The organism is Streptomyces pseudovenezuelae (assembly GCF_029892565.1).
GTDB classification, from domain to species: domain Bacteria; phylum Actinomycetota; class Actinomycetes; order Streptomycetales; family Streptomycetaceae; genus Streptomyces; species Streptomyces pseudovenezuelae_A.
The window spans coordinates 653,361-672,640 of sequence record NZ_JARXVH010000005.1; the positions used below are offsets into that span (position 1 = coordinate 653,361).

Genomic DNA, 19,280 nt, shown 5'->3' on the forward strand with positions numbered 1-19,280 from the left:
TCGTAGGCTGCGGTCCATGGATGCTGAGCAATCGAAGATCGCCGTGGTGACCGGTGCGGGTTCCGGGATCGGGCGGGCCGTCGCCGTCGAGTTGTCGCACGCCGGCTGGTCCGTCGCGCTCGCCGGGCGGCGCCCCGAGGCGCTGGAGGAGACGGCGGCGCTCGCGGCCGACGGTGCCGCCCTCGTCGTACCTACCGATGTCTCTCAACCGGCCGACGTGGCCGGGCTGTTCGGGGCGACCGTGGAGCGGTTCGGGCGGGTGGACCTGCTGTTCAACAACGCGGGGACGTTCGGTCCCGGTGGGGTGCCGGTGGAGGAACTGGCGTACGAGGCCTGGCGGCACGTGGTGGACACCAACCTCAACGGGGCGTTCCTGTGCGCACAGGCGGCCTACCGGCAGATGAAGGAACAGGACCCGCAGGGCGGGCGGATCATCAACAACGGTTCCATTTCCGCCCATACGCCCCGGCCGCAGTCGGTGGCGTACACAGCGACCAAGCACGCGCTGACCGGCCTCACCAAGTCGCTGTCGCTGGACGGGCGGCCGTACCGGATCGCGGTGGGGCAGATCGACATCGGCAACGCGGCGAGCGCCATGACGGCGGGGATGCAGACGGGCGCGTTGCAGGCGAACGGTGAGGTCGCGCCCGAGCCCGTGATGGATGTCGCCGATGTCGCGCGCACCGTGCGGCACATGGCGGAGCTGCCGCTGGAGGCGAACGTGCAGTTCGCGACCGTACTGGCGACGACGATGCCGTACGTCGGCCGCGGCTGAGCACGTCCGCCGATCCCAACTCCCAACTTGCACAAGCGGAATTTGACCGTCCGTACTATTGCGGCCGGTGGCGGGCTTATGCTCAACTCTCCTACACAAGAGCTTCACACTTGGAGCACTGGGCTTCCGCAGACCAAAACCGAGGGGGGATGCGGCAGCCGTTCCATGGCATCGCGTGGGGGTGGACCTCATGTGGGACCGTGAGGTACGCAACCGGTGCCTGGAACGGCTGCCGCGAAATTTCAGTCGCGGCGGCTCGTCTTGTTCTCCTCCGCCGCCCCCGCTGAGCCGGCCGCCCGGCGCCTGCGCAGCGCCCACGCCCCGCCCGCCAGCAACGCGACCGTGCCACCCGCGCCCGTCAGCGTCCCCCAGGGCGAGGACCCGCCGCCCGCCGCCGAGCCCGGCGCCCCGGCCGCCGCCCGCGCCGAAGAACCACTCGGCGTCGCGGTCACCTTCGTCCCGCCCTCGCTGAGCGGATCGACCAGCGTGCCCACCGCCCCGGACGAACTCCCTTTCCCAAAGCCCCAGTCGAGCAGCGCGGCCGTCTCCTCGTAGACGGCGTTGTAACCGCTCTTGGGATGCATCACCGTCACCAGCAGGGTCCGGCCGTCACGGGTGGCGGCGCCGGTGAAGGTGTTGCCGGCGTTGCTCGTGTAACCGTTCTTGACCCCGATCAGACCGTCGTACGTCTTCACCCCGTACATGCCCGTCAGCAGGCGGTCGGTGTTCTGGATCTGGAAGGTCTTCTTGCCGCCCGCCGGGAAGTCGGCGGCCCTGGTGGCGCAGTAGGCGCGGAAGTCGGCGTCCTTCAGCCCGTGCCGGGCGAAGAGCGTGAGGTCGTAGGCGGACGACAACTGGCCCTTGTGGTCGAAGCCGTCAGGGCTGACGACATGGGTGTCCAGGGCCTGCAGATCCGCCGCCCTGGCCTGCATCTCGGCGACCGTCCTGGCGACCCCGCCGTTCATGTGGGCGAGCACGTGCACGGCGTCGTTTCCGGAGCGCAGGAAGACGCCCTGCCACAACTGCTCGACGGTGTACGTGATTCCGGGCTTGACGCCGACCAGGCTGGAGCCGGACGGGATGCCGGCCAGGTCCGCGTCGGTCACCCGGTACCGCTCGGTCCGCTCGAACTTCCCCAGCACCGTGTCGGCGAACAGCATCTTCAGCGTGGACGCGGGCGCGAGCCGGCGATGCGCGTCGCGGGCGGCGAGCACCTCTCCGCTGTCGTGGTCGGCGACCAGCCAGGCGGCGGCGGTGAGTCTCTTGGGCAGACCGGTGCCCTGAATTCCGCGACGGGCCAGCCGGACGCCGCCGACAACGGTGGCGGCGTGCGCGTCGGTCGCCGTGGCGAGCGGAATGGCGGCGGCAGCACAAAGGCCCAGTGCGGCCCGCCGGGTGAGCGGAGAGGAATCGTGCATTCGGGGACCGTACACCGCACCCAACAGGGGTTTCCTGGCAGGTTGCCCTCTACAGGATAAGAATTGGCTGTCTTACGAAACTCTGATTCGCGGCCTCGCATTCTCAGCCCTGACACATCCTTTACTCAGCCGGACTCAAAGGTTTCTCCCTAGCTTGTGGCAGCGCCCACAGCGGGCGCCAAGAACCTTCGAGGAACGGGATGTTTGGCATCTATCTCAAGCGCGAACTGGGCCGGAGAAAGAAAGCGGCTCTGGTCATCGCACTGGGTCTGGCGCTCGGAATCGCTCTGGTCATCACCGTCAACTCGGTGTCGGCCGGCATGACGCAGGCGCAGGACAAGGTCCTGAAGTCTCTCTACGGCCTCGGCACGGACATGACCGTGACCAAGGCGCAGGCCGCCCCCACCAGCGGCAGCTCCGGGGGCCCGAGGTTCAACTTCGACGCCAAGTCGAGCAGCAGCAGCACGCAGAGCTCCGACCGGGTCAACACGCAGGGTGGTCAGGCCCTCGCGTCCTCCCTCGTCACCAAGGTCGCGGCGCAGAAGGGCGTGTCGAGCGCGGTCGGCGCGCTCACCCTGAACGTCACCAAGGTCGACGGCTCCTTCACCCAGGGCAAGGCGCAGTCCTCCACCTCCGGCTCCTCCCAGCAGGGCGGACCGGGCGGCGGCAACAGCGGCAGCACCGGCCAGCCCCAAGTGCAGGGCGGCGGCGCCTCCTTCGACGTCAACTCCTACTCCGTGGCCGGCATCGACGTCAGCAACCAGGACCTCGGCCCGCTCGCCACGTCGAAGATCACCTCCGGCAAGACCTTCACCTCCGCGCAGACCAACTCCAAGGTCGCCGTGGTCAGCAAGTCCTACGCCAAGGAGAAGAAGTACAAGGTCGGTTCGACCTTCAAGATCTCCGGCACCAAGTTCACGGTCATCGGCATCGCGACGCCCGACAGCTCCGAGTCCACCACCGACGTCTTCGTGCCCCTGAAGCAGGCGCAGACGCTGGGCGACTCGAAGAACAAGGTCACCACGATCTACGTCAAGGCGACCGACTCGCAGCAGATCTCGACCGTCAAGTCGACGATCCAGAAGAACATCTCGGGTACGACGGTCACCACCTCGGCCGACCTCGCCTCCACCGTCTCCGGCTCGCTGTCCACCGCCTCCGACCTGGCGACCAGCGTCGGCAAGTGGCTCTCGGTGGCGGTACTGGTGGCGGCCTTCCTGGTGGCCGCGCTGCTGACCTCCTCGGCCGTCTCCCGCCGGGTACGCGAGTTCGGCACGCTGAAGGCGCTGGGCTGGCCGAGCCGCAAGGTGACCCGGCAGGTCGTCGGCGAGTCCATGGTCAACGGTCTGATCGGGGGCGCTCTCGGCATCGCCCTGGGCCTCGCGGCCGCCTACACGGTCACCGTGATCAGCCCCAAGCTGACCGCGCAGCTCGGCTCCACCGGTGGTGGCGGCGGCGCGGGCGGCGGTCCCGGTGGCGGCGGCCCCGGCCGGCAGTCCACGGCCAGCACGATGGAGATCGCCCTCTCCGCCCCCGTCTCCCTGACCACCATCGCGCTCGCGGTGGGCCTGGCGGTCACCGGCGGTCTGATCGCCGGCGCCATGGGCGGCTGGCGCGCCTCCCGGATGCGCCCGGCCGACGCCCTGCGCAGCGTGTCGTAACACCCCCCGTGCAGGGGCGCCGCCACCACTCCCCCCGGGCGGCGGCGCCCCGCCCCCCCCTCTTGCCACCTCCTGCTAGCTCCTGGAGCACCCATGTACAGACTCACCGGCGTCACCAAGCGGTACACGCGCGGCAAGGAGACCGTCGAGGCGCTGCGCGGCATCGACCTGACCATCGAGGACGGCGACCAGCTCGTCATCCAGGGCCCGACCGGCGGGGGCAAGTCCACCCTGCTGCAGATGATCGGCGGCCTGGACCGGCCGACCGAGGGCAGCGTGGAGCTGGACGGCGTCGACCTCGCGCGGATCAGCGAGGCGAAGCTGACCCGGCTGCGCGCCGAGAAGGTCGGCATCATCTTCCAGTCCTTCAACCTCATCCCGACCCTGACCGCGCAGGAGAACGTCGAGACGGCCCTGGTCCCGCTCGGCGTGAAGCCCGCCGAGCGGCGCGAGCGGGCGGCCGAGGCGCTGGCCTCGGTCGGTCTCGGCGACCGCCTGCGCCACGCCCCCGCCGAGCTCTCCGGCGGCCAGCAGCAGCGCGTCGCGATCGCCCGCGCGCTGGTGAAGAAGCCGAAGGTGCTGCTGGCCGACGAGCCCACCGGCAACCTCGACGAGGGCACCCGCGACGACATCATGGGCCTGCTGGAGGGCCTGTGGCACGAGTACGGGCTGACCTTCGTCATGGTCACCCACGACTCCTCCATCGCCCGCCGCGCCCCGCGCCTGGCCATCATCAAGGCGGGCCGGCTCACGCTCACGGAGCAGGGCGGGCAGTTCGCACCGGCCGCGCAGCAACAGCCGTACGGGGAGCAGCAGTTCGGCGATCAGGGGTACGGCGGTCAGCAGGACGGCGATCAGCAGCAGTACGCCCGGTACGGCAACCAGGGGTACTGACGCCACGGCAACCAGGGTTACCGAATGCCGTGCCCCCAGGGGCCGTTCACCTTCCGAGCATCCGGTCGACCTCGGCCAGCTGCCCGGCGGTGAGCGGCCCCTTCTCGATCGCGCCCGCGTTCTGCTCGGCCTGCTCGACCGACCGGAACCCAGGGATCGGGATCGTCTGCGGGCTGCGCGCCCAGATCCAGGCGAGGGCGCCCTGGGCGGGGGTACGGCCCTCGCTGGTGAGGATGTCCCGGAGGGCGTCCACGCGGGCGACCCAGTCCTCGTCGGCGCCCGCGCCCTGCTTGAAGCCGGTCATCCAGGCGGGCGGGGTGTTGCGGATGTCGCCGGCTTCGAGGGTGCGTCCGGCGCGCTGCTTTCCGGTCAGCAACCCCATCGCCAGCGGGCTGCGGTTGACGCTCGCGAGCCCCGACTCCTCGCACAGCGCGAGCATTTCGGGCGCGTCGTTGAGCACGTTGAGCGTGTGCTGCACGGCGGCGCAGTGCTCTCCCTGCGCGAACACGGCGGCCCGGGCGGGGTCGTCGGTGCTCCAGGCGTAGGCACGGATGAGGCCCTCGCGCACGAACTCCTCGCACTGGTCCCGGAGTTCGGCCGCCCGCCGCGGATCCGCGTCGGAGAGGTGCAGTTGGTACAGGTCGACGTGATCGGTGCCGAGCCGCTCCAGCGAGGCGGTCAGTGCGCGGCGGGCGTACTCCGGGGAGTCGTCGCCGCCGGTGAGCGTGCGGGTCTCCTCGTCGAAGACGTTGCCCCACTTGGTGGCGACCACGACGTCGTCGCGCCGCTTGCCGAGGGCACGACCGAGCACCCGCTCGCTGTGCCCGGCGCCATAGGTGTCGGCGGTGTCGAAGTACGTCACCCCGAGGTCGAGGGCGCGCCGGATCGCCCGTACGGACTCGTCGTCGTCGACCTTGCCCCAGCCCAGGGGCTGCCCGTCGGGACCCTGCCACTCGCCTCCGATGGCCCAGCAGCCGAAGCCGAGGGCGCTCACTTCGATACCGCTGCGACCGAGTGTCCTGTTCGTCTTCATACCGACAGACGCTAAGAGTTGAAGCGCACACGAAGGCAAGGGGTTATACGAACCTGTCTACGCCTGGCCGGTCTCGAAGCGCGAGATCCTGCCGTCGTCCTCCACCGTGAAGCTCCACCGGGTGCGCATCTCGCCCCAGGTGTCGTTGCGGTAGTTCGCGAGGAGCGCGCGGCCGCCCTGGGACTCGTTGTCGACGTCGAGGTGACCGTTGGAGGAGAAGATCTCCCGGTCGATCCACTCGTCGAGGTCCCGGTCGGATCCGTCGTCCGCCATCGTCGCGCCCGGCGCGAGCAGCGCCAGGAAACCGTCCCGGTCATGGGCGTTGACGGCGGTGACGAAGGCCCGGACGGCTGGATCGGTGAGCTTGGCTGGCTGAATCGTCATGCCAGCAGACTCACACCGCTCCCCCGCGACCGCCACCCGAACGGCCGCGCGAACGGGCCCACCCGGTGGGTGCGGTGCGACGGTGGAGAAGTGGGGAGGGCCTCCGGCGGAGACCGGTGGAGACACGCGAGGGGGGGACCTGTTCCTGCCGTTTCCTGCCGTCCGCACCGGGAGTCATCGTGACCTGCTTCGACCGACGTGATCTGGGCCTGCTGCTGCTCCGGCTGGGCACGGGGGGTGTGCTGGCCGCGCACGGCGCGCAGAAGCTGTTCGGCTGGTTCGGGGGACACGGGATCGAGGGGACCGGCCAGTTCATGGAGTCCGTGGGCTACACGCCCGGCCGGGCCAGCGCCACGGCGGCGGGCCTCGCGGAGGCGGGCGGCGGCACCCTGCTGGCTCTCGGCCTGGCCACCCCGGCGGCGGGCGCGGCGGCGGCCGGGGCGATGGTGGGGGCGGCCGCGGTGCACGTCCCGAACGGCTTCTTCGCCGCGGGCGGCGGCTACGAGCACGCGGCGAGCCTGAGCCTGGCCGCGGCCGGCCTCGCCGTCACGGGCCCGGGCCGCCTCTCCCTCGACCACGCCCTCGGCCACGCGGTCGACCGCGGCTGGATGGTCCCGGTCGCGCTGGGCGTGACGGCTGCGGTGACGGCGGTGGTCGTGGGGATGAGGAACCAGCGGCTGCGGGAGGCGGGGGAAGAGGGGTCGGAGTGGGAGGAGGAGGCCGGGGCGCAGGAGGCAATGTTCGAGTAGTGAACCGGCGTGACAGGCTGCCCGCATGAGTGATCAGGACCTGCCCGGGGACGTCTGGGCCACGATCGACGAGCTGTGGACCTGGCTGGAGGCGAACCGCCCGGCCGGCGGCGAGGCGGGCATGCTGCTGCGGATGCTCAAGCTGTCGGAGGAGGTCGGCGAGGTCGCCGAGGCGGTGATCGGCGCCACCGGCCAGAACCCGCGCAAGGGCATCACCCATACGTGGGACGACGTCCAGGCGGAACTGTGCGACGTCGTCATCACGGCCCTGGTCGCCCTGCGCACCCTGACCCCGGACACCCGCGAGGTCTTCGCCCACCATCTGGCCCGGGTGAGGTCGCGGTCGCTGGGGGTGGGCGGGGCGCCGTGAAGGAGATGGACAGGGAGACGTCCTGAAGGGGACGGACTACGGGGCTTCGTCGCGGTCGCCCGCCGTGCCGTGTCGGCAGGTTCCGGCCACCCTCGTCCCGCCTGCGCCCCGCCTCCGTCACCCCCCGTTCCCGTTACACCCTGACGTCATCCAAGTCACTTCCGTCAAACCTTACTTCACCTCTTGACGTAAGTGGTCCATACCTTTAGGTTCACCGGTCAGCCCCGTCTCACGCGTGCGTTCGCCCTGCACCGGTCGCCCCGGCCCCGGGCGTCCCACCCCCCACGAAAGGGCCGATCTGTCATGCCCAGACCACTCGTCGCCGTAGTCTCCGTGGCGGCACTCACCCTCTCCGCCGGCCTCATGGCCGTCACCCCCGCGTCCGCCGCGACCGGCACGATCACCGGCCTCGGGGGCAAGTGCCTCGATGTGGCGGGCGCGAGTACCGCCGACGGCACGGCCGTCCAGCTCTACGACTGCAACGGCACCGCCGCCCAGCAGTGGACCGTCGGCACCGACGGCACGATCCGCGCGCTCGGCAAGTGTCTTGACGTCACCGGGAGTTCGACCGCCGACGGCGCCAAGCTCCAGCTGTGGACGTGTTCCGGCGCCGCCAACCAGAAGTGGACCGTCTCCGCCGCCCGCGACATCGTCGGCACGCAGGCCAACAAGTGCCTGGACGCCACCGGCAACTCCTCGGCCAACGGCACCCGCGCCCAGATCTGGACGTGCTCCGGCGCGGCCAACCAGAAGTGGACCGCGCCCGCCGCCGGCGGCGACAACCCGCCGACCTCGTCGCCCCTGGCCGTGGCGCCCTACCTCTACAACGGCTGGGGCAGCCCGCCGAGCCCCACCACGATCACCAACGCCACCGGCGTCAAGAACTTCACGCTCGCCTTCGTCCTCAGCAACGGCTACTGCAACCCCCAGTGGGACGGCGGCCGCGCGCTGGCCGGCGGCGTGGACCAGCAGACGATCAACACCATCCGTGCCAACGGCGGCGAGGTCATCCCGTCCTTCGGCGGCTACAGCGGCAACAAGCTGGAGAGCTCGTGCTCCAGCGCCGGTGAGCTGGCGGCTGCGTACCAGAAGGTGATCAACGCCTACGCGCTCAAGGCGATCGACATCGACATCGAGGCCGACGCGTACAGCAACGGGACCGTGCAGCAGCGCACGGTGGACGCGCTGAAGACGGTGAAGGCCAACAACCCGGGCATCAAGGTGTACATCACCATCGGCACCGGGCAGAGCGGTCCCGACACCAGCCTGATCAACCGGGCGCACAGCTCCGGCCTGACGGTGGACGCGTGGGCCATCATGCCGTTCGACTTCGGCGGTGCGGGCCAGAACATGGGCAACCTGACGGTCCAGGCCGCCGAGGGCCTCAAGAACGCGCTGAAGAGCGCGTACGGCTACAGCGACGACACGGCCTACCGGGACATGGGCATCTCGTCCATGAACGGGATCACCGACAACAACGAGACCGTCACCGTCGCCGACTTCCGCACGATCCTCGCCTACGCCCAGCAGCACCACCTGGCCCGGCTGACCTTCTGGTCGGCCAACCGCGACCGGCCCTGCACCGGCGGCCCCGCCGACAGCTGCTCCGGCGTCAGCCAGGCCAACTGGGACTACACCCGCGTCTTCTCGGCCTACACCGGCTGAGTCGCGGTGTACGCCGACTGAGTCACGGCGTACACCGGCCCGGCTCGGCCCGCACCGGCCGAGCCGGGCCGCACCCCACCCCCCTCAGCAACTCAGGCTAGGAGAACCCGTGTTCCGTCATCTACGCACCGCCTCCCGGGGCCGCAGACCGCTCGCGGTCGCGATGGTCGCCGGGGCGGCCGCGTCGCTGCTGACCGCGAGCCCCTCGCAGGCGGCGGCCACCGCCCTGCCCACCGGCTTTTCCACGCTCTCCAACGCGGCGAGCGGCAAGTGTCTGGACGCCAGGTCGGCCGCCACCGCGAACGGCACGGCCGTGCAGCAGTACACCTGCAACGGCAGTACGGCCCAGCAGTGGAGCTTCACGACCACTACGGACGGCTACGTCAGCATCAACAACGGCAACAACACCAGCCAGGTCGTCGACGTCACCGGTGTCTCCACGGCCGACAACGCGCTGGCCCAGCTGTGGACCTACGGCGGCGGCACCAACCAGCAGTGGCTGCCGGTCGACGAGGGCGGCGGCGCGTACCACTTCGTCAACCGCAACAGCGGCAAGTGCCTCGACGACCCGGCCGCCTCGACCGCCGACAGCGTGCAGTTGGTCCAGTACACCTGCAACGGCTCCACCGCCCAACGCTTCCAGGTGGGCGCCGTGAACCCGCCGTCGTCCGGCAACCCCGACCTCGGCCCGAACGTGGTCGTCTTCGACCCGTCGATGTCGGCGTCGACCATCCAGAGCCGCGTGAACACGATCTTCTCGCAGCAGGAGACGAACCAGTTCGGCTCCCAGCGCTACGCCGTCATGTTCAAGCCGGGCACCTACAGCGCGAACGTCAACGTCGGCTTCTACACCCAGGTGCTGGGCCTCGGCTTGACCCCGGACGCCGTGAACATCAACGGCGCGGTGCACGCCGAGGCCGACTGGTTCCAGGGCAACGCCACGCAGAACTTCTGGCGCGGCGCGGAGAACCTCTCCGTCACCCCGACCGGCGGCTCCGACCGCTGGGCGGTCTCGCAGGCGGCGGCCTACCGCCGGATGCACCTGCGCGGCAACCTCGCGCTGGACGACGGCGGTTGGTCCAGCGGCGGCCTGCTCGCCGACAGCAAGATCGACGGCCAGGTCAACTCCGGCAGCCAGCAGCAGTGGCTGACCCGCAACTCGCAGCTCGGCAGCTGGACCGGCTCCAACTGGAACATGGTCTTCGTCGGCAGCCAGGGCGTCCCCGGCACCAGTTTCCCCAACCCGCCCTACACGACGGTCGCGCAGACCCCGGTCACGCGGGAGAAGCCGTTCCTGTACGTCGACAGTGCCGGCGCCTATCAGGTGTTCGTGCCCTCGCTGCGCTCCAACTCCAGCGGAACCAGCTGGGCTTCGGGCTCGCCGGCCGGCTCGTCGCTGTCCATCGACAGCTTCTACATCGTCAAGCCCGGCGCGACCGCCGCGCAGATCAACGAGGCCCTGGCGGCCGGCAAGAACCTCCTGGTGACGCCGGGTGTCTACCACCTCAACCAGACCCTGCAGGTGAACCGGCCCGACACGGTGATCCTCGGTCTCGGCCTCGCCACCCTCATCCCGGACAACGGCATCACCGCGATGAAGGTCGCCGACGTCGACGGCGTGAAGGTCGCCGGCCTGCTCTTCGACGCCGGCACGACCAACTCGCCGTCCCTGATGGAGGTCGGGCCGACCGGCTCGTCCGCCACCCACACGGCCGACCCGACCTCGCTGCATGACGTCTACTTCCGCGTCGGCGGCGCGGGCGTCGGCAAGGCGACCAACAGCCTGGTCGTCAACAGCGACAACGTGATCGGCGACCACATGTGGATCTGGCGCGCCGACCACGGCTCGGGCGTCGGCTGGACCAGCAACACGGCGGATACGGGCCTGATCGTCAACGGCGACAACGTGACGATGTACGGGCTGTTCGTCGAGCACTACCAGAAGTACCAGACCATCTGGAACGGCAACGGCGGGCGCACGTACTTCTACCAGAACGAGATGCCCTACGACCCACCGAACCAGGCGTCCTGGATGAACGGCTCCACCCAGGGCTACGCGGCCTACAAGGTCGCCGACTCGGTCACCAGCCATCAGGCCTACGGGCTCGGCAGCTACTGCTACTTCAACGTCAACCCGTCCGTGGTGGCGGCACGCGCCATCGAAGCCCCGAACAACTCGGGCGTCCGCTTCACCAGCATGCTGACGGTGTCCCTGGGCGGCACGGGCACGATCAGCCACGTCGTCAACAACACGGGAGGCCCGTCCAACTCCTCCAACAACGTGGCCAACCTGACCAGCTACCCGTAACGGATCTCCCGATCGCGGTGGTCGTAGGCTGCTGGACGAGCCTGCGACCACCGCGAGGAGACACACCCGTTGAGTTCCGCCGCCTACTACGAACGCATCGACGACCACCGCTACAAGCCCACCCCGCACGCGAGCGGCGCCTGGTCCTCGGACGAGCAGCACTTCAGTCCGCTGGGCGGACTCATCGCGCACGCCCTGGACCGCCACATCGGCGAGCGTCCGGGGCTGCTGCTGTCCCGGATCAGCTTCGACATCCTCGGCCGGCCGGCTCTGGACGAGTGCGAGATCAGCGTCGAGACCGTCCGCCCCGGCCGCACCATCGAGCTCCTCGAAGCCATGGTGCGGATCGCAGGACGGCCGGTGGTCCGGGCCCGCGCCTGGCTGCTCGCCGCCGTCGACACCACCGCCGTGGCGGGCGGCCCCGACACCCGGCTCACCCCACCCGAGTCCCTCGCGCCGTGGAAGATGGCCGACGCCTGGCCCGGCGGGTACATCGCCTCGATCGACGTCCGCCCCCTCGCCCCGCCGCAGCCGGGCCGCACCACCGCCTGGGTCTCCACCTCGCTCGATCTCGTCGCCGGCGAGCCCAGCGGTCCGCTCGCGTCCTACCTCGCCCTCGTCGACACGGCCAACGGCATCGCCGTACGGGAGTCGCCCGCCGAGTGGATGTTCCCGAACGTCGACCTCACGATCCACCTGCACCGCCAACCGGTGGGCTCCTGGACCGGGTTGGACACCACGGTCGCCTTCGGCCCGACCGGCCAGGGCCTGACCAGCACGGTCCTGTACGACATCCAGGGCCCCGTCGGCCAGGCCCAGCAGCTCCTTACGGTCCGCCCGCAGCCGGGACGCTGAACGGGAGCAGGCCGAACGGAAGCAGGCCGAACGGCTTTTTGCCTCTGAGGCAACACAGGGTGTCCGTCCCCCCACCCAACGTGAGGACCACGTAACTCCGCTTTATTCCGGATGACTTGGTCCGGTAACGGCCGGTGGCTGAAGTGGGTCCCACAGGCAGCGCCGAGGTGTAAAGACCTCGCCGCTTTGCGTGGAGGGGATGTCATGCCCGAGATCTGCTTCGACGTACGCCGGCTCGCCGGCGCCCACTTCCCGGTCGCCGTCATCGGCGGCGGCCAGGCCGGCCTCTCGGTCAGCCACTGCCTGCACGAACGCGGCATCGAGCACGTCGTCGTCGAGGCGAACCGGGTCGGTCACGAGTGGCGCAGCCGCCGCTGGGACTCCTTCTGCCTGGTCACCCCCAACTGGCAGTGCAGGCTGCCCGGTTACCCCTACCGGGGCGACGATCCCGACGGCTTCATGGTCCGCGACGAGATAGTGCGCTACCTGGAGGACTACGTCGCCCACTTCCGGCCTCCGCTGGTGGAGGGCGTGTCGGTCACCCGGGTGCGCAGGTCGGCCACCGGGACCTACGAACTGGCCACGACCGCGGGCGACTTCACCGCCGAACAGGTCGTCGTGGCGACCGGCCCGTACCACCGCCCGAAGATCCCGCGCGCGGCGGAGCGGCTGCCCGGCGAGATCGAGCAGGTCCACTCCTCCGCCTACCGCAGTCCCGGTCAACTCCCCGACGGGGCAGTGCTGGTGGTGGGCACGGGACAATCCGGCTGCCAGATCGCCGAGGACCTGCACCTCGCGGGGCGCCAAGTGCACCTGGCCGTCGGCAGCGCCCCACGCGTGGCCCGCTTCTACCGCGGCCGGGACTGTGTGGCCTGGCTGGACGAGATGGGCCACTACACCAGGTCCATCGACGAGTTCGACGACGCCGGCGCGGTACGCATGCGGGTGAACCACTACGTCACCGGGCGGGACGGCGGCCGGGACATCGACCTGCGCGCCTTCGCGAAGGACGGCATGCGGTTGTACGGCCGGTTGACCTCAATCGACGGCCCGGCCCTGGAGTTCGCCGACGACCTGAAGGTCAACCTCGATCACGCGGACGCCGTGGCGGAGGGCATCAAGGACGCCATCGACGCCCATGTCGCTGATCGCGGCATCGACGCTCCGGCCGAGCCCCGCTACACGCCCGTGTGGGAACCGGACGGGCAGGCGGGCGAGTTGGACCTCGACGCGGCCGGTGTCACCTCCGTCGTCTGGGCGACCGGCTTCGCCCGTGACCACCGCTGGATCGAGATCCCCGCCTTCGACGGACGCGGCTACCCGATGCACTGGCGCGGTGTCACCAGCGTCCCAGGGCTGTACTTCCTGGGCCTGCCCTGGCAGCACTCCTGGGGCTCGGGGCGCTTCGAAGCGGTGGGCAGGGACGCCGAGTTCATAGCCGGCCACATCGACGCCGGCCGGCGTCTCGCCGACGTCTGCGGCACTCTCACCGGCGCCCCGACCCGCGTCGCAGCCGCGGTACCGGTGGGCTGAGCCATGGTCCACGACGCCCACCGCCACATCGGCGTACTGCCCGCCTACCCCTTCTACGGCGGCCCGCCGGTCCACCCCGACACCACCGCCCGCGCCACGGTCAAGCAGCTCCTCGCCGACCTGGACGCGGAAGGCACCGAACGCGCCCTGGTCATCCCCAACTACGGCGTCCCCGACCCCGAGATCGCCTTCTCCTTCAACGCGTTGGCGATCGAGGCGGCCCAGACCGACGACCGCATCCGAGCGGGGCTGTGGGTCTCCCCGCGCCCCGAGGACGCCCACCGCACGGACGTGGCCCTCACGCTCGCCGGTGAACGCGGGGTGCGCGCCCTGAAGTTGAGCTTCCTGCTCGGCGGCCGGCCCACCGACCCGGCCTGCCGCCCCCAACTCGACCGTATCTTCGCCGTCGCCGCCCGCCACGACCTGGTCGTGCACGTCCACACCTCCCCCGGCGCCGCCTCCGACATCGACGAGGTCGGCCACCTGGTGGACTGGTACGCCGATCAGGTCGCCGTCCATCTCGTGCACTTCGGCGGCGGGATGAGCGGCCACATCAAGCTCGCCGGGTCCCGCTTCTTCGACTGGATCGCGGCCGGCAAGCGCGTCTACACCGACCTCTCCTGGGCCATCGGGTTCCTGCCGTACTGGCTGGCCCGGGAGATCGAGCACCGCGGCCTCGGCCACGACCGCGTGCTCTTCGCAAGCGACCAGCCCTGGGGCGACTTCAGCGGCGAGTACGCCCGGATGGCCGCCGCGACCGGCGGTGGCGAACTCGGCGACCGGGTCTTCCGGGACACGTTCGCCACGCTCTACGACTGACCCGTCCCTCCTCTCCGACCGTTCCCTCACCTCTCGTACGCGCAAGGAGACAGCCATGTCCGAAACCGTCGAACTCAGCGAGATCGAGCAGAAGTCCCTCACCGAGATCCCCCACCCGTCCCTGCCCGAGGGCACCAGCATCTACGGCGCCACCAAGGTGTTCCCCGACTACAAGGCCGAGGACGGCGAAACCTACTTCACCCTCGTCCACGGCATCGCCCACGAGTCGTCGGTCTCCTTCGTCGCCGTGCTCCAGGCCACCCGCGCGCTGCGCAAGGGCTTCGAGACCGCCATCTACTTCTACGGCCCCGGCTCCCTCAACTGCCTTGCCACCCGCGGCTTCCCGACCACCGGCACCTCCGCCTTCCCCGGCGAGCACAACATCAACAACCAGCTCAAGACGTTCATCGCCGAGGGCGGCAAGGTGTTCTGCTGCCGCTTCGGCCTCTCGCTGCACGGCGCCCGCGAGGAGGACCTCATCGAGGGCGTCATCCCCACCCACCCGCTGGACGTCCAGGACGCGCTGATCCACTACGCGCGCAAGGGCGCCATCATCAACTCGACCTACCAGCTGTAGGGGGCACGACGTGAGCGTTGGCACCGGATCGACCAGTACGGCCGTGGACGTCCGCATCCTGACCCGCGCCGAACTCGCCCTGCACGGAGTGGCGTTGGACGCTCCCGTACGGCGCCCCGACGGCGCGGGACCCAGCGACGACGGGCATTTCCTTATCGGGCACGGTCTCGTCGACGGTGCCAACGCCGCCCTCCCCACCAACCCGGCCAGCCCCTACCGCGTCCGCGACGGGAAGGTGTGGCTCGGCGAGGAGGACACGGGGCTGACCCTGACCGCCGTACACCGCCCGAGGTTCTACGACCTGACGACCGCCGACGGCGTCCCCTACGAGCACATCGCCCGCCTGCACGGCGCCGACGTCCTCGCCACCACCGTCGTCCAGACCTGTATCCGCTACGCCGAGTCCGACCGCTGCCGCTTCTGCACCATCGAGGAGTCGCTGCGCGCCGGAGCCACGGTCGCCGCCAAGACACCGGCGCAGCTCGCCGAAGTGGCGGAAGCGGCGGTGCGGTTGGACGGCGTCAGGCAGATGGTGATGACCACCGGCACGACGACGGGCCCGGACCGCGGCGCCCGCACCCTCGTACGGTCGGTGCGCGCCGTCCTCGAAGCAGTACCCGGACTCCCCGTCCAGGTGCAGTGCGAACCGCCCGGCGACCTGTCCTGGATCCGCGCCCTGCACGACGCCGGGGCCACCGCGATCGGCATCCACGTGGAGTCGCTGGACGACGAGGTGCGGCGGCGCTGGATGCCCGGCAAGTCGACGGTCGCGCTGGCCGAGTACGAGGCCGCGTGGGACGAGGCGGTCCGCGTCTTCGGCGCCAATCGCGTCTCCACCTACCTGTTGATCGGCCTGGGCGAGGACCCCGACGAACTCGTCGCGGGCGCGGGCCGGTTGATCGACCGGGGCGTCTACCCCTTCGTCGTCCCCTTCCGCCCCATGCGCGGCACCCTCGCCGCGCAGGACGGCATCCCCGCGCCGAGCGCGGAGCTGCTGCGGTACGTCACCGAGGGCGTCGCCGCGAAGCTGGTCGCCGCCGGCATGAGCGGTGCCGACCAGAAGGCGGGGTGCGCGGCCTGCGGGGCGTGCAGCGTGCTCAAGACGGCGGGCGGGTGAGGGAGGTGTACCTCGACGGATCCTCGGCGGCGCCGGTGCGGGACGAGCCCTTCGACGTCCTGGCGCTGCTCGGCGACCGCAGCACGCTGGCCCGCCGACCCGCCTTCCACATCGAACAGGCCGACGGCCAGGCCGAGTTGGCGGCCTACCGGCGGCTGCGCCGGGACGTCTTCGTCGACGAGCAGGGGCTGTTCGCCCGCCACGACGCCGACGAGCGTGACCTCGATCCGCGCACGGTCGTCCTGGTCGCCAGGGCGCCCGACGGCACCGTGGTCGGCGGGGTACGGCTCGGGCCGGTCGACGACGGGCCCGACCTCGGCTGGTGGCAGGGCGGCCGGCTGGTCGTCTCGGCCCAGGCCCGCGGCCCGCACGGCATCGGCGCCGCCCTGGTGCGCGCCGCCTGCGCCCGGGCCGAGGCGGAAGGGGCGCTGCGCTTCGACGCGACCGTCCAGGCCCGCAACGAGGTGCTGTTCCGCCGGCTGGGCTGGCGGTCCGTGCGGGCGACCGAGGTCGCGGGCGCGCCGCACATCATGATGCGGTGGCCGATCGGACGCATCGCCGCCCAGGCCGCGGCCACCAAGTCCGCGCTCGGGCCGCTCCTTTCGTCCCTCGCCCCCGGGGGTGCCGGTTTCGTCGGCGACGACGGCGCCCCCGTCCCGGACACCGACGTGATCGCCGCGTGCGACGCGATCGTGCCGTCGATGGTCGAGCGCGACCCCGACTGGGCGGGCTGGTGCGCGGTCCTGGTCAACGTCAACGACCTCGCGGCGATGGGCGCTTCACCGCTCGGCCTGCTGGACGCGGTGGGCGCGCGGGACGCCTCCCATGCCGCGCGGGTCCTGGCCGGCCTTGGCCGGGCGGCACGGGCGTACGACCTCCCGGTCCTCGGCGGCCACACCCAACTCGGCGTCCCCGCCGCCCTGTCGGTGACCGCACTGGGCCGCACCGCCCACCCCGTCCCCGGCGGCGGGGGCCGCCCCGGACACGCGGTACGGCTGACGGCCGACCTGGGCGGCGGCTGGCGAGCGGGCTACCGGGGCCGTCAATGGGACTCGACGAGCCACCGCCGTACGCCCGAACTCCGCGCCATGACACGGGCGGTGGCCGCCGCCCGTCCGGCCGCGGCCAAGGACGTGTCGATGGCCGGGATCGCCGGCACCCTCGGGATGCTCGCCGAGGCGAGCGGCTGCCGTGCGGTGCTCGAAGTGGCCGCGGTGCCACGCCCGTTGGAAGCTTCGATGGGCGACTGGCTGACCTGCTTCCCCGGCTACGCGATGCTCACCACGGACGTGCCGGGCGGGCCACCGCTGCCCGCGGGACCGGCCATCGGTGCCGTCTGCGGTGAATTGGCCGAAGGACAAGGCGTCGGGCTGCGCTGGCCCGACGGAGAGATCACCGAAGCGGTCACCTCCACCGTGACCGGGATGGGAGCCGCATGAGCACGCTGCGCATGGCCGCCGTGGCCGCCGAGTTCGGCCGCGACCTGGAGGAGGACTTCGCGATCGCCGAGCGCCTGATCAAGGAGGCGCGGGAAGCGGGCGTACGACTGCTGGCACTGCCCGAGGCCTGTCTGGGCGGGTATCTGCTGAGTCTGGACGACGCGGCCGAACTGGACGAGGGGCCACCGGCGTTGCCGCTCGACGGCCCGGAGATCCGCCGACTGGCTTCGCTGGCGGGCGAGTTGACGGTGGTCGCCGGATACTGCGAGGCGGGTCCGGACGGCAACCGCTACAACAGCGTCGTCTGCGTGGGCGGCGACGGTGTGCTCGGCAACCACCGCAAGGTCCACCAACCGCTGAGCGAGGACGCCAGTTATGCCTCGGGCGACCGCTTCCACGCCTTCGACACACCGGTCGGCCGGCTCGGCATGATGATCTGCTACGACAAGGCGTTCCCGGAGTCGGCACGGGCGTTGGCCCTGGACGGGGCGGAGATCGGTGTCTGTGTGTCGGCCTGGCCTGGCGCCCGCACGAACGCGGCGACGAACCTGGCCGAGGACCGCTGGAAGCGCCGTTTCGACCTCTTCGACCGGGCCAGGGCGCTGGAGAACCAGATTGTGTGGCTGTCGGCGAACCAGTCGGGCACCTTCGGCTCGCTACGCTTCGTCGGCAGCGCCAAGGTCGTCGACCCCGGCGGCGAGATCCTGGCCGACACGGGCGTCGACGCGGGCATGGCGATCGCCGAACTGGACGTCGTACAAGCCCTGGAGACCGCCCGCCGGTCGATGGGTCACCTGCGCGACCGGCGTCCGGACACCTACACACCCGCAGGAGCAGTCAGCGTATGAGCACCGTCCGGATCGCGGCCGTGGCCGCCCATTTCGGCCGCGACCTGGAGTTCGACCTGGCGAGGATCGCCAAACTCATCGACGACGCACGGGCGTCGGGCGCCGGCCTGCTGGTCCTGCCGGACGCGGCCCTGGGCGGCTATCTGGCGGACCTGCGCCACCCGGACCCCGAGGCGCTGCCGCCCGCGCTGAAGCCGGACGACCCGCTCCTCCTCCAAGTCGCCCGTCTGGCCGCCGAGATGGTGGTGTGTGTGGGCTACTGCGAGGACGGCGGCACCGAGCGCTACAACGCGGCGGTGTGCGTGTCCGGCGACGGCGTCCTCGGCCGGCACCGCAAGGTCCACCTCCCGGCCGGCGAGGTCGCGGCCTACTCCCCCGGCGACCGCTTCGACGCCTTCGACACCCCGGTGGGGCGCGTGGGCATGCTGATCGACTACGACAAGACGTTCCCGGAGTCGGCGCGTTCACTGGCGCTGGACGGAGCGGAGATCCTGGCCTGTCTCTCCGCCTGGCCGACCAGCATCACCAACAGGGCGCCGCGCATGGCCCAGGACCGTCAGGCCAAGCTCTTCGACCTCTACGACCAGTCCCGCGCCGCGGAGAACCAGGTCGTCCTCGCCTCCTCCAACCAGACCGGCGCGATGGGCGGCATGCGCTTCCTCGGCCAGGCCAAGGTGGTCGGCCCGGGCGGCGACATCCTCGCCCGCACCTGGTCCAAGGCGGGCCTCGCGGTGGCCGAGGTCGACATCGCGGCGGAGATCGACCGGGCGCGGCGGGTGCTGCGGCATCTGGACGAGCGGCGGCCGTCGGCGTATCGGGAGACGCGGTCGTGACC

17 protein-coding genes and 1 pseudogene are annotated in these 19,280 nt (G+C 70.9%); 15 read left to right on the forward strand and 3 right to left on the reverse strand.

Features of this window, described 5'->3' with window-relative positions; genetic code table 11:
- Positions 1–16 precede the first annotated feature (16 nt).
- On the forward strand, positions 17–775 hold the full coding sequence (locus M2283_RS19420) for an SDR family oxidoreductase (protein ID WP_280877535.1): 759 nt from the start codon (positions 17–19) through the stop codon (positions 773–775).
- Between the two features lie 242 nt (positions 776–1,017).
- Here the strand turns inward: M2283_RS19420 and M2283_RS19425 are convergent, their stop codons facing one another.
- Complete coding sequence (locus tag M2283_RS19425; protein ID WP_280877536.1) at positions 1,018–2,193, reverse strand: D-alanyl-D-alanine carboxypeptidase family protein; 1,176 nt, start codon at positions 2,191–2,193, stop codon at positions 1,018–1,020.
- Positions 2,194–2,393: 200 nt separating this feature from the next.
- Here M2283_RS19425 and M2283_RS19430 point away from each other — a divergent pair, with 200 nt between their 5' ends.
- Positions 2,394–3,854, forward strand: a complete 1,461-nt coding sequence (locus tag M2283_RS19430; RefSeq protein WP_280877537.1) for an ABC transporter permease — start codon at positions 2,394–2,396, stop codon at positions 3,852–3,854.
- 93 nt (positions 3,855–3,947) lie between these two features.
- Positions 3,948–4,619 (forward strand): annotated as a pseudogene (locus tag M2283_RS19435) (ABC transporter ATP-binding protein); the annotation flags it as partial.
- 175 nt (positions 4,620–4,794) lie between these two features.
- Here M2283_RS19435 and M2283_RS19440 read toward each other — a convergent pair.
- Both M2283_RS19440 and M2283_RS19445 read right to left on the reverse strand, forming a co-directional pair.
- On the reverse strand, positions 4,795–5,781 hold the full coding sequence (locus M2283_RS19440; RefSeq protein ID WP_280877538.1) for an aldo/keto reductase: 987 nt from the start codon (positions 5,779–5,781) through the stop codon (positions 4,795–4,797).
- 57 nt (positions 5,782–5,838) lie between these two features.
- Complete coding sequence (locus tag M2283_RS19445; protein WP_280877540.1) at positions 5,839–6,165, reverse strand: nuclear transport factor 2 family protein; 327 nt, start codon at positions 6,163–6,165, stop codon at positions 5,839–5,841.
- A gap of 179 nt (positions 6,166–6,344) precedes the next feature.
- Between M2283_RS19445 and M2283_RS19450 the strand changes: the two genes are divergently transcribed.
- From M2283_RS19450 to M2283_RS19505, 12 genes are all read left to right on the forward strand, one after another.
- Positions 6,345–6,914: a DoxX family membrane protein gene (locus tag M2283_RS19450; protein WP_280877541.1), complete on the forward strand. Its 570-nt coding sequence runs from the start codon at positions 6,345–6,347 to the stop codon at positions 6,912–6,914.
- A 25-nt stretch (positions 6,915–6,939) separates the two neighbouring features.
- The gene (locus M2283_RS19455) at positions 6,940–7,284 is read left to right on the forward strand and encodes a MazG-like family protein (protein WP_280877542.1); all 345 of its coding nucleotides are present in this window, start codon (positions 6,940–6,942) and stop codon (positions 7,282–7,284) included.
- Between the two features lie 303 nt (positions 7,285–7,587).
- A complete protein-coding gene (locus tag M2283_RS19460) occupies positions 7,588–8,949 on the forward strand; it encodes a lectin (RefSeq protein ID WP_280877543.1) in 1,362 nt (453 codons plus the stop codon).
- A 163-nt stretch (positions 8,950–9,112) separates the two neighbouring features.
- The gene (locus M2283_RS19465) at positions 9,113–11,257 is read left to right on the forward strand and encodes an RICIN domain-containing protein (RefSeq protein WP_280877652.1); all 2,145 of its coding nucleotides are present in this window, start codon (positions 9,113–9,115) and stop codon (positions 11,255–11,257) included.
- A gap of 69 nt (positions 11,258–11,326) precedes the next feature.
- Positions 11,327–12,112: a thioesterase family protein gene (locus tag M2283_RS19470; RefSeq protein ID WP_280877544.1), complete on the forward strand. Its 786-nt coding sequence runs from the start codon at positions 11,327–11,329 to the stop codon at positions 12,110–12,112.
- Between the two features lie 204 nt (positions 12,113–12,316).
- Complete coding sequence (locus tag M2283_RS19475; RefSeq protein ID WP_280877545.1) at positions 12,317–13,645, forward strand: MSMEG_0569 family flavin-dependent oxidoreductase; 1,329 nt, start codon at positions 12,317–12,319, stop codon at positions 13,643–13,645.
- A gap of 3 nt (positions 13,646–13,648) precedes the next feature.
- A complete protein-coding gene (locus M2283_RS19480) occupies positions 13,649–14,464 on the forward strand; it encodes an amidohydrolase family protein (RefSeq protein WP_280877546.1) in 816 nt (271 codons plus the stop codon).
- Positions 14,465–14,519: 55 nt separating this feature from the next.
- Positions 14,520–15,041, forward strand: coding sequence for an MSMEG_0572/Sll0783 family nitrogen starvation response protein (locus M2283_RS19485; protein ID WP_280877547.1), 522 nt, complete (start codon positions 14,520–14,522; stop codon positions 15,039–15,041).
- A gap of 10 nt (positions 15,042–15,051) precedes the next feature.
- Positions 15,052–16,158, forward strand: a complete 1,107-nt coding sequence (locus tag M2283_RS19490) for an MSMEG_0568 family radical SAM protein (protein WP_280877548.1) — start codon at positions 15,052–15,054, stop codon at positions 16,156–16,158.
- Positions 16,128–17,597, forward strand: coding sequence for an MSMEG_0567/sll0787 family protein (locus M2283_RS19495; protein ID WP_280877549.1), 1,470 nt, complete (start codon positions 16,128–16,130; stop codon positions 17,595–17,597). Before M2283_RS19490 ends, M2283_RS19495 begins: the two co-directional genes overlap by 31 nt.
- Positions 17,594–18,445, forward strand: coding sequence for a carbon-nitrogen hydrolase family protein (locus M2283_RS19500; protein ID WP_280877550.1), 852 nt, complete (start codon positions 17,594–17,596; stop codon positions 18,443–18,445). The genes M2283_RS19495 and M2283_RS19500 overlap by 4 nt, the downstream gene beginning before the upstream one ends.
- Complete coding sequence (locus M2283_RS19505) at positions 18,442–19,278, forward strand: carbon-nitrogen hydrolase family protein (RefSeq protein ID WP_280877551.1); 837 nt, start codon at positions 18,442–18,444, stop codon at positions 19,276–19,278. Before M2283_RS19500 ends, M2283_RS19505 begins: the two co-directional genes overlap by 4 nt.
- The last annotated feature ends 2 nt before the right edge of the window (positions 19,279–19,280 follow it).

Excerpts from the sequence above, each read along its gene's own strand:
- M2283_RS19420 (WP_280877535.1), top strand. The coding sequence starts at position 17 with ATGGATGCTGAGCAATCGAAGATCGCCGTGGTGACCGGTGCGGGTTCC.
- M2283_RS19425 (WP_280877536.1), bottom strand. The coding sequence starts at position 2,193 with ATGCACGATTCCTCTCCGCTCACCCGGCGGGCCGCACTGGGCCTTTGT.
- M2283_RS19430 (WP_280877537.1), top strand. The coding sequence starts at position 2,394 with ATGTTTGGCATCTATCTCAAGCGCGAACTGGGCCGGAGAAAGAAAGCG.
- M2283_RS19440 (WP_280877538.1), bottom strand. The coding sequence starts at position 5,781 with ATGAAGACGAACAGGACACTCGGTCGCAGCGGTATCGAAGTGAGCGCC.
- M2283_RS19445 (WP_280877540.1), bottom strand. The coding sequence starts at position 6,165 with ATGACGATTCAGCCAGCCAAGCTCACCGATCCAGCCGTCCGGGCCTTC.
- M2283_RS19455 (WP_280877542.1), top strand. The coding sequence starts at position 6,940 with ATGAGTGATCAGGACCTGCCCGGGGACGTCTGGGCCACGATCGACGAG.
- M2283_RS19460 (WP_280877543.1), top strand. The coding sequence starts at position 7,588 with ATGCCCAGACCACTCGTCGCCGTAGTCTCCGTGGCGGCACTCACCCTC.
- M2283_RS19465 (WP_280877652.1), top strand. The coding sequence starts at position 9,113 with ATGGTCGCCGGGGCGGCCGCGTCGCTGCTGACCGCGAGCCCCTCGCAG.
- M2283_RS19475 (WP_280877545.1), top strand. The coding sequence starts at position 12,317 with ATGCCCGAGATCTGCTTCGACGTACGCCGGCTCGCCGGCGCCCACTTC.
- M2283_RS19480 (WP_280877546.1), top strand. The coding sequence starts at position 13,649 with ATGGTCCACGACGCCCACCGCCACATCGGCGTACTGCCCGCCTACCCC.
- M2283_RS19485 (WP_280877547.1), top strand. The coding sequence starts at position 14,520 with ATGTCCGAAACCGTCGAACTCAGCGAGATCGAGCAGAAGTCCCTCACC.
- M2283_RS19500 (WP_280877550.1), top strand. The coding sequence starts at position 17,594 with ATGAGCACGCTGCGCATGGCCGCCGTGGCCGCCGAGTTCGGCCGCGAC.
- M2283_RS19505 (WP_280877551.1), top strand. The coding sequence starts at position 18,442 with ATGAGCACCGTCCGGATCGCGGCCGTGGCCGCCCATTTCGGCCGCGAC.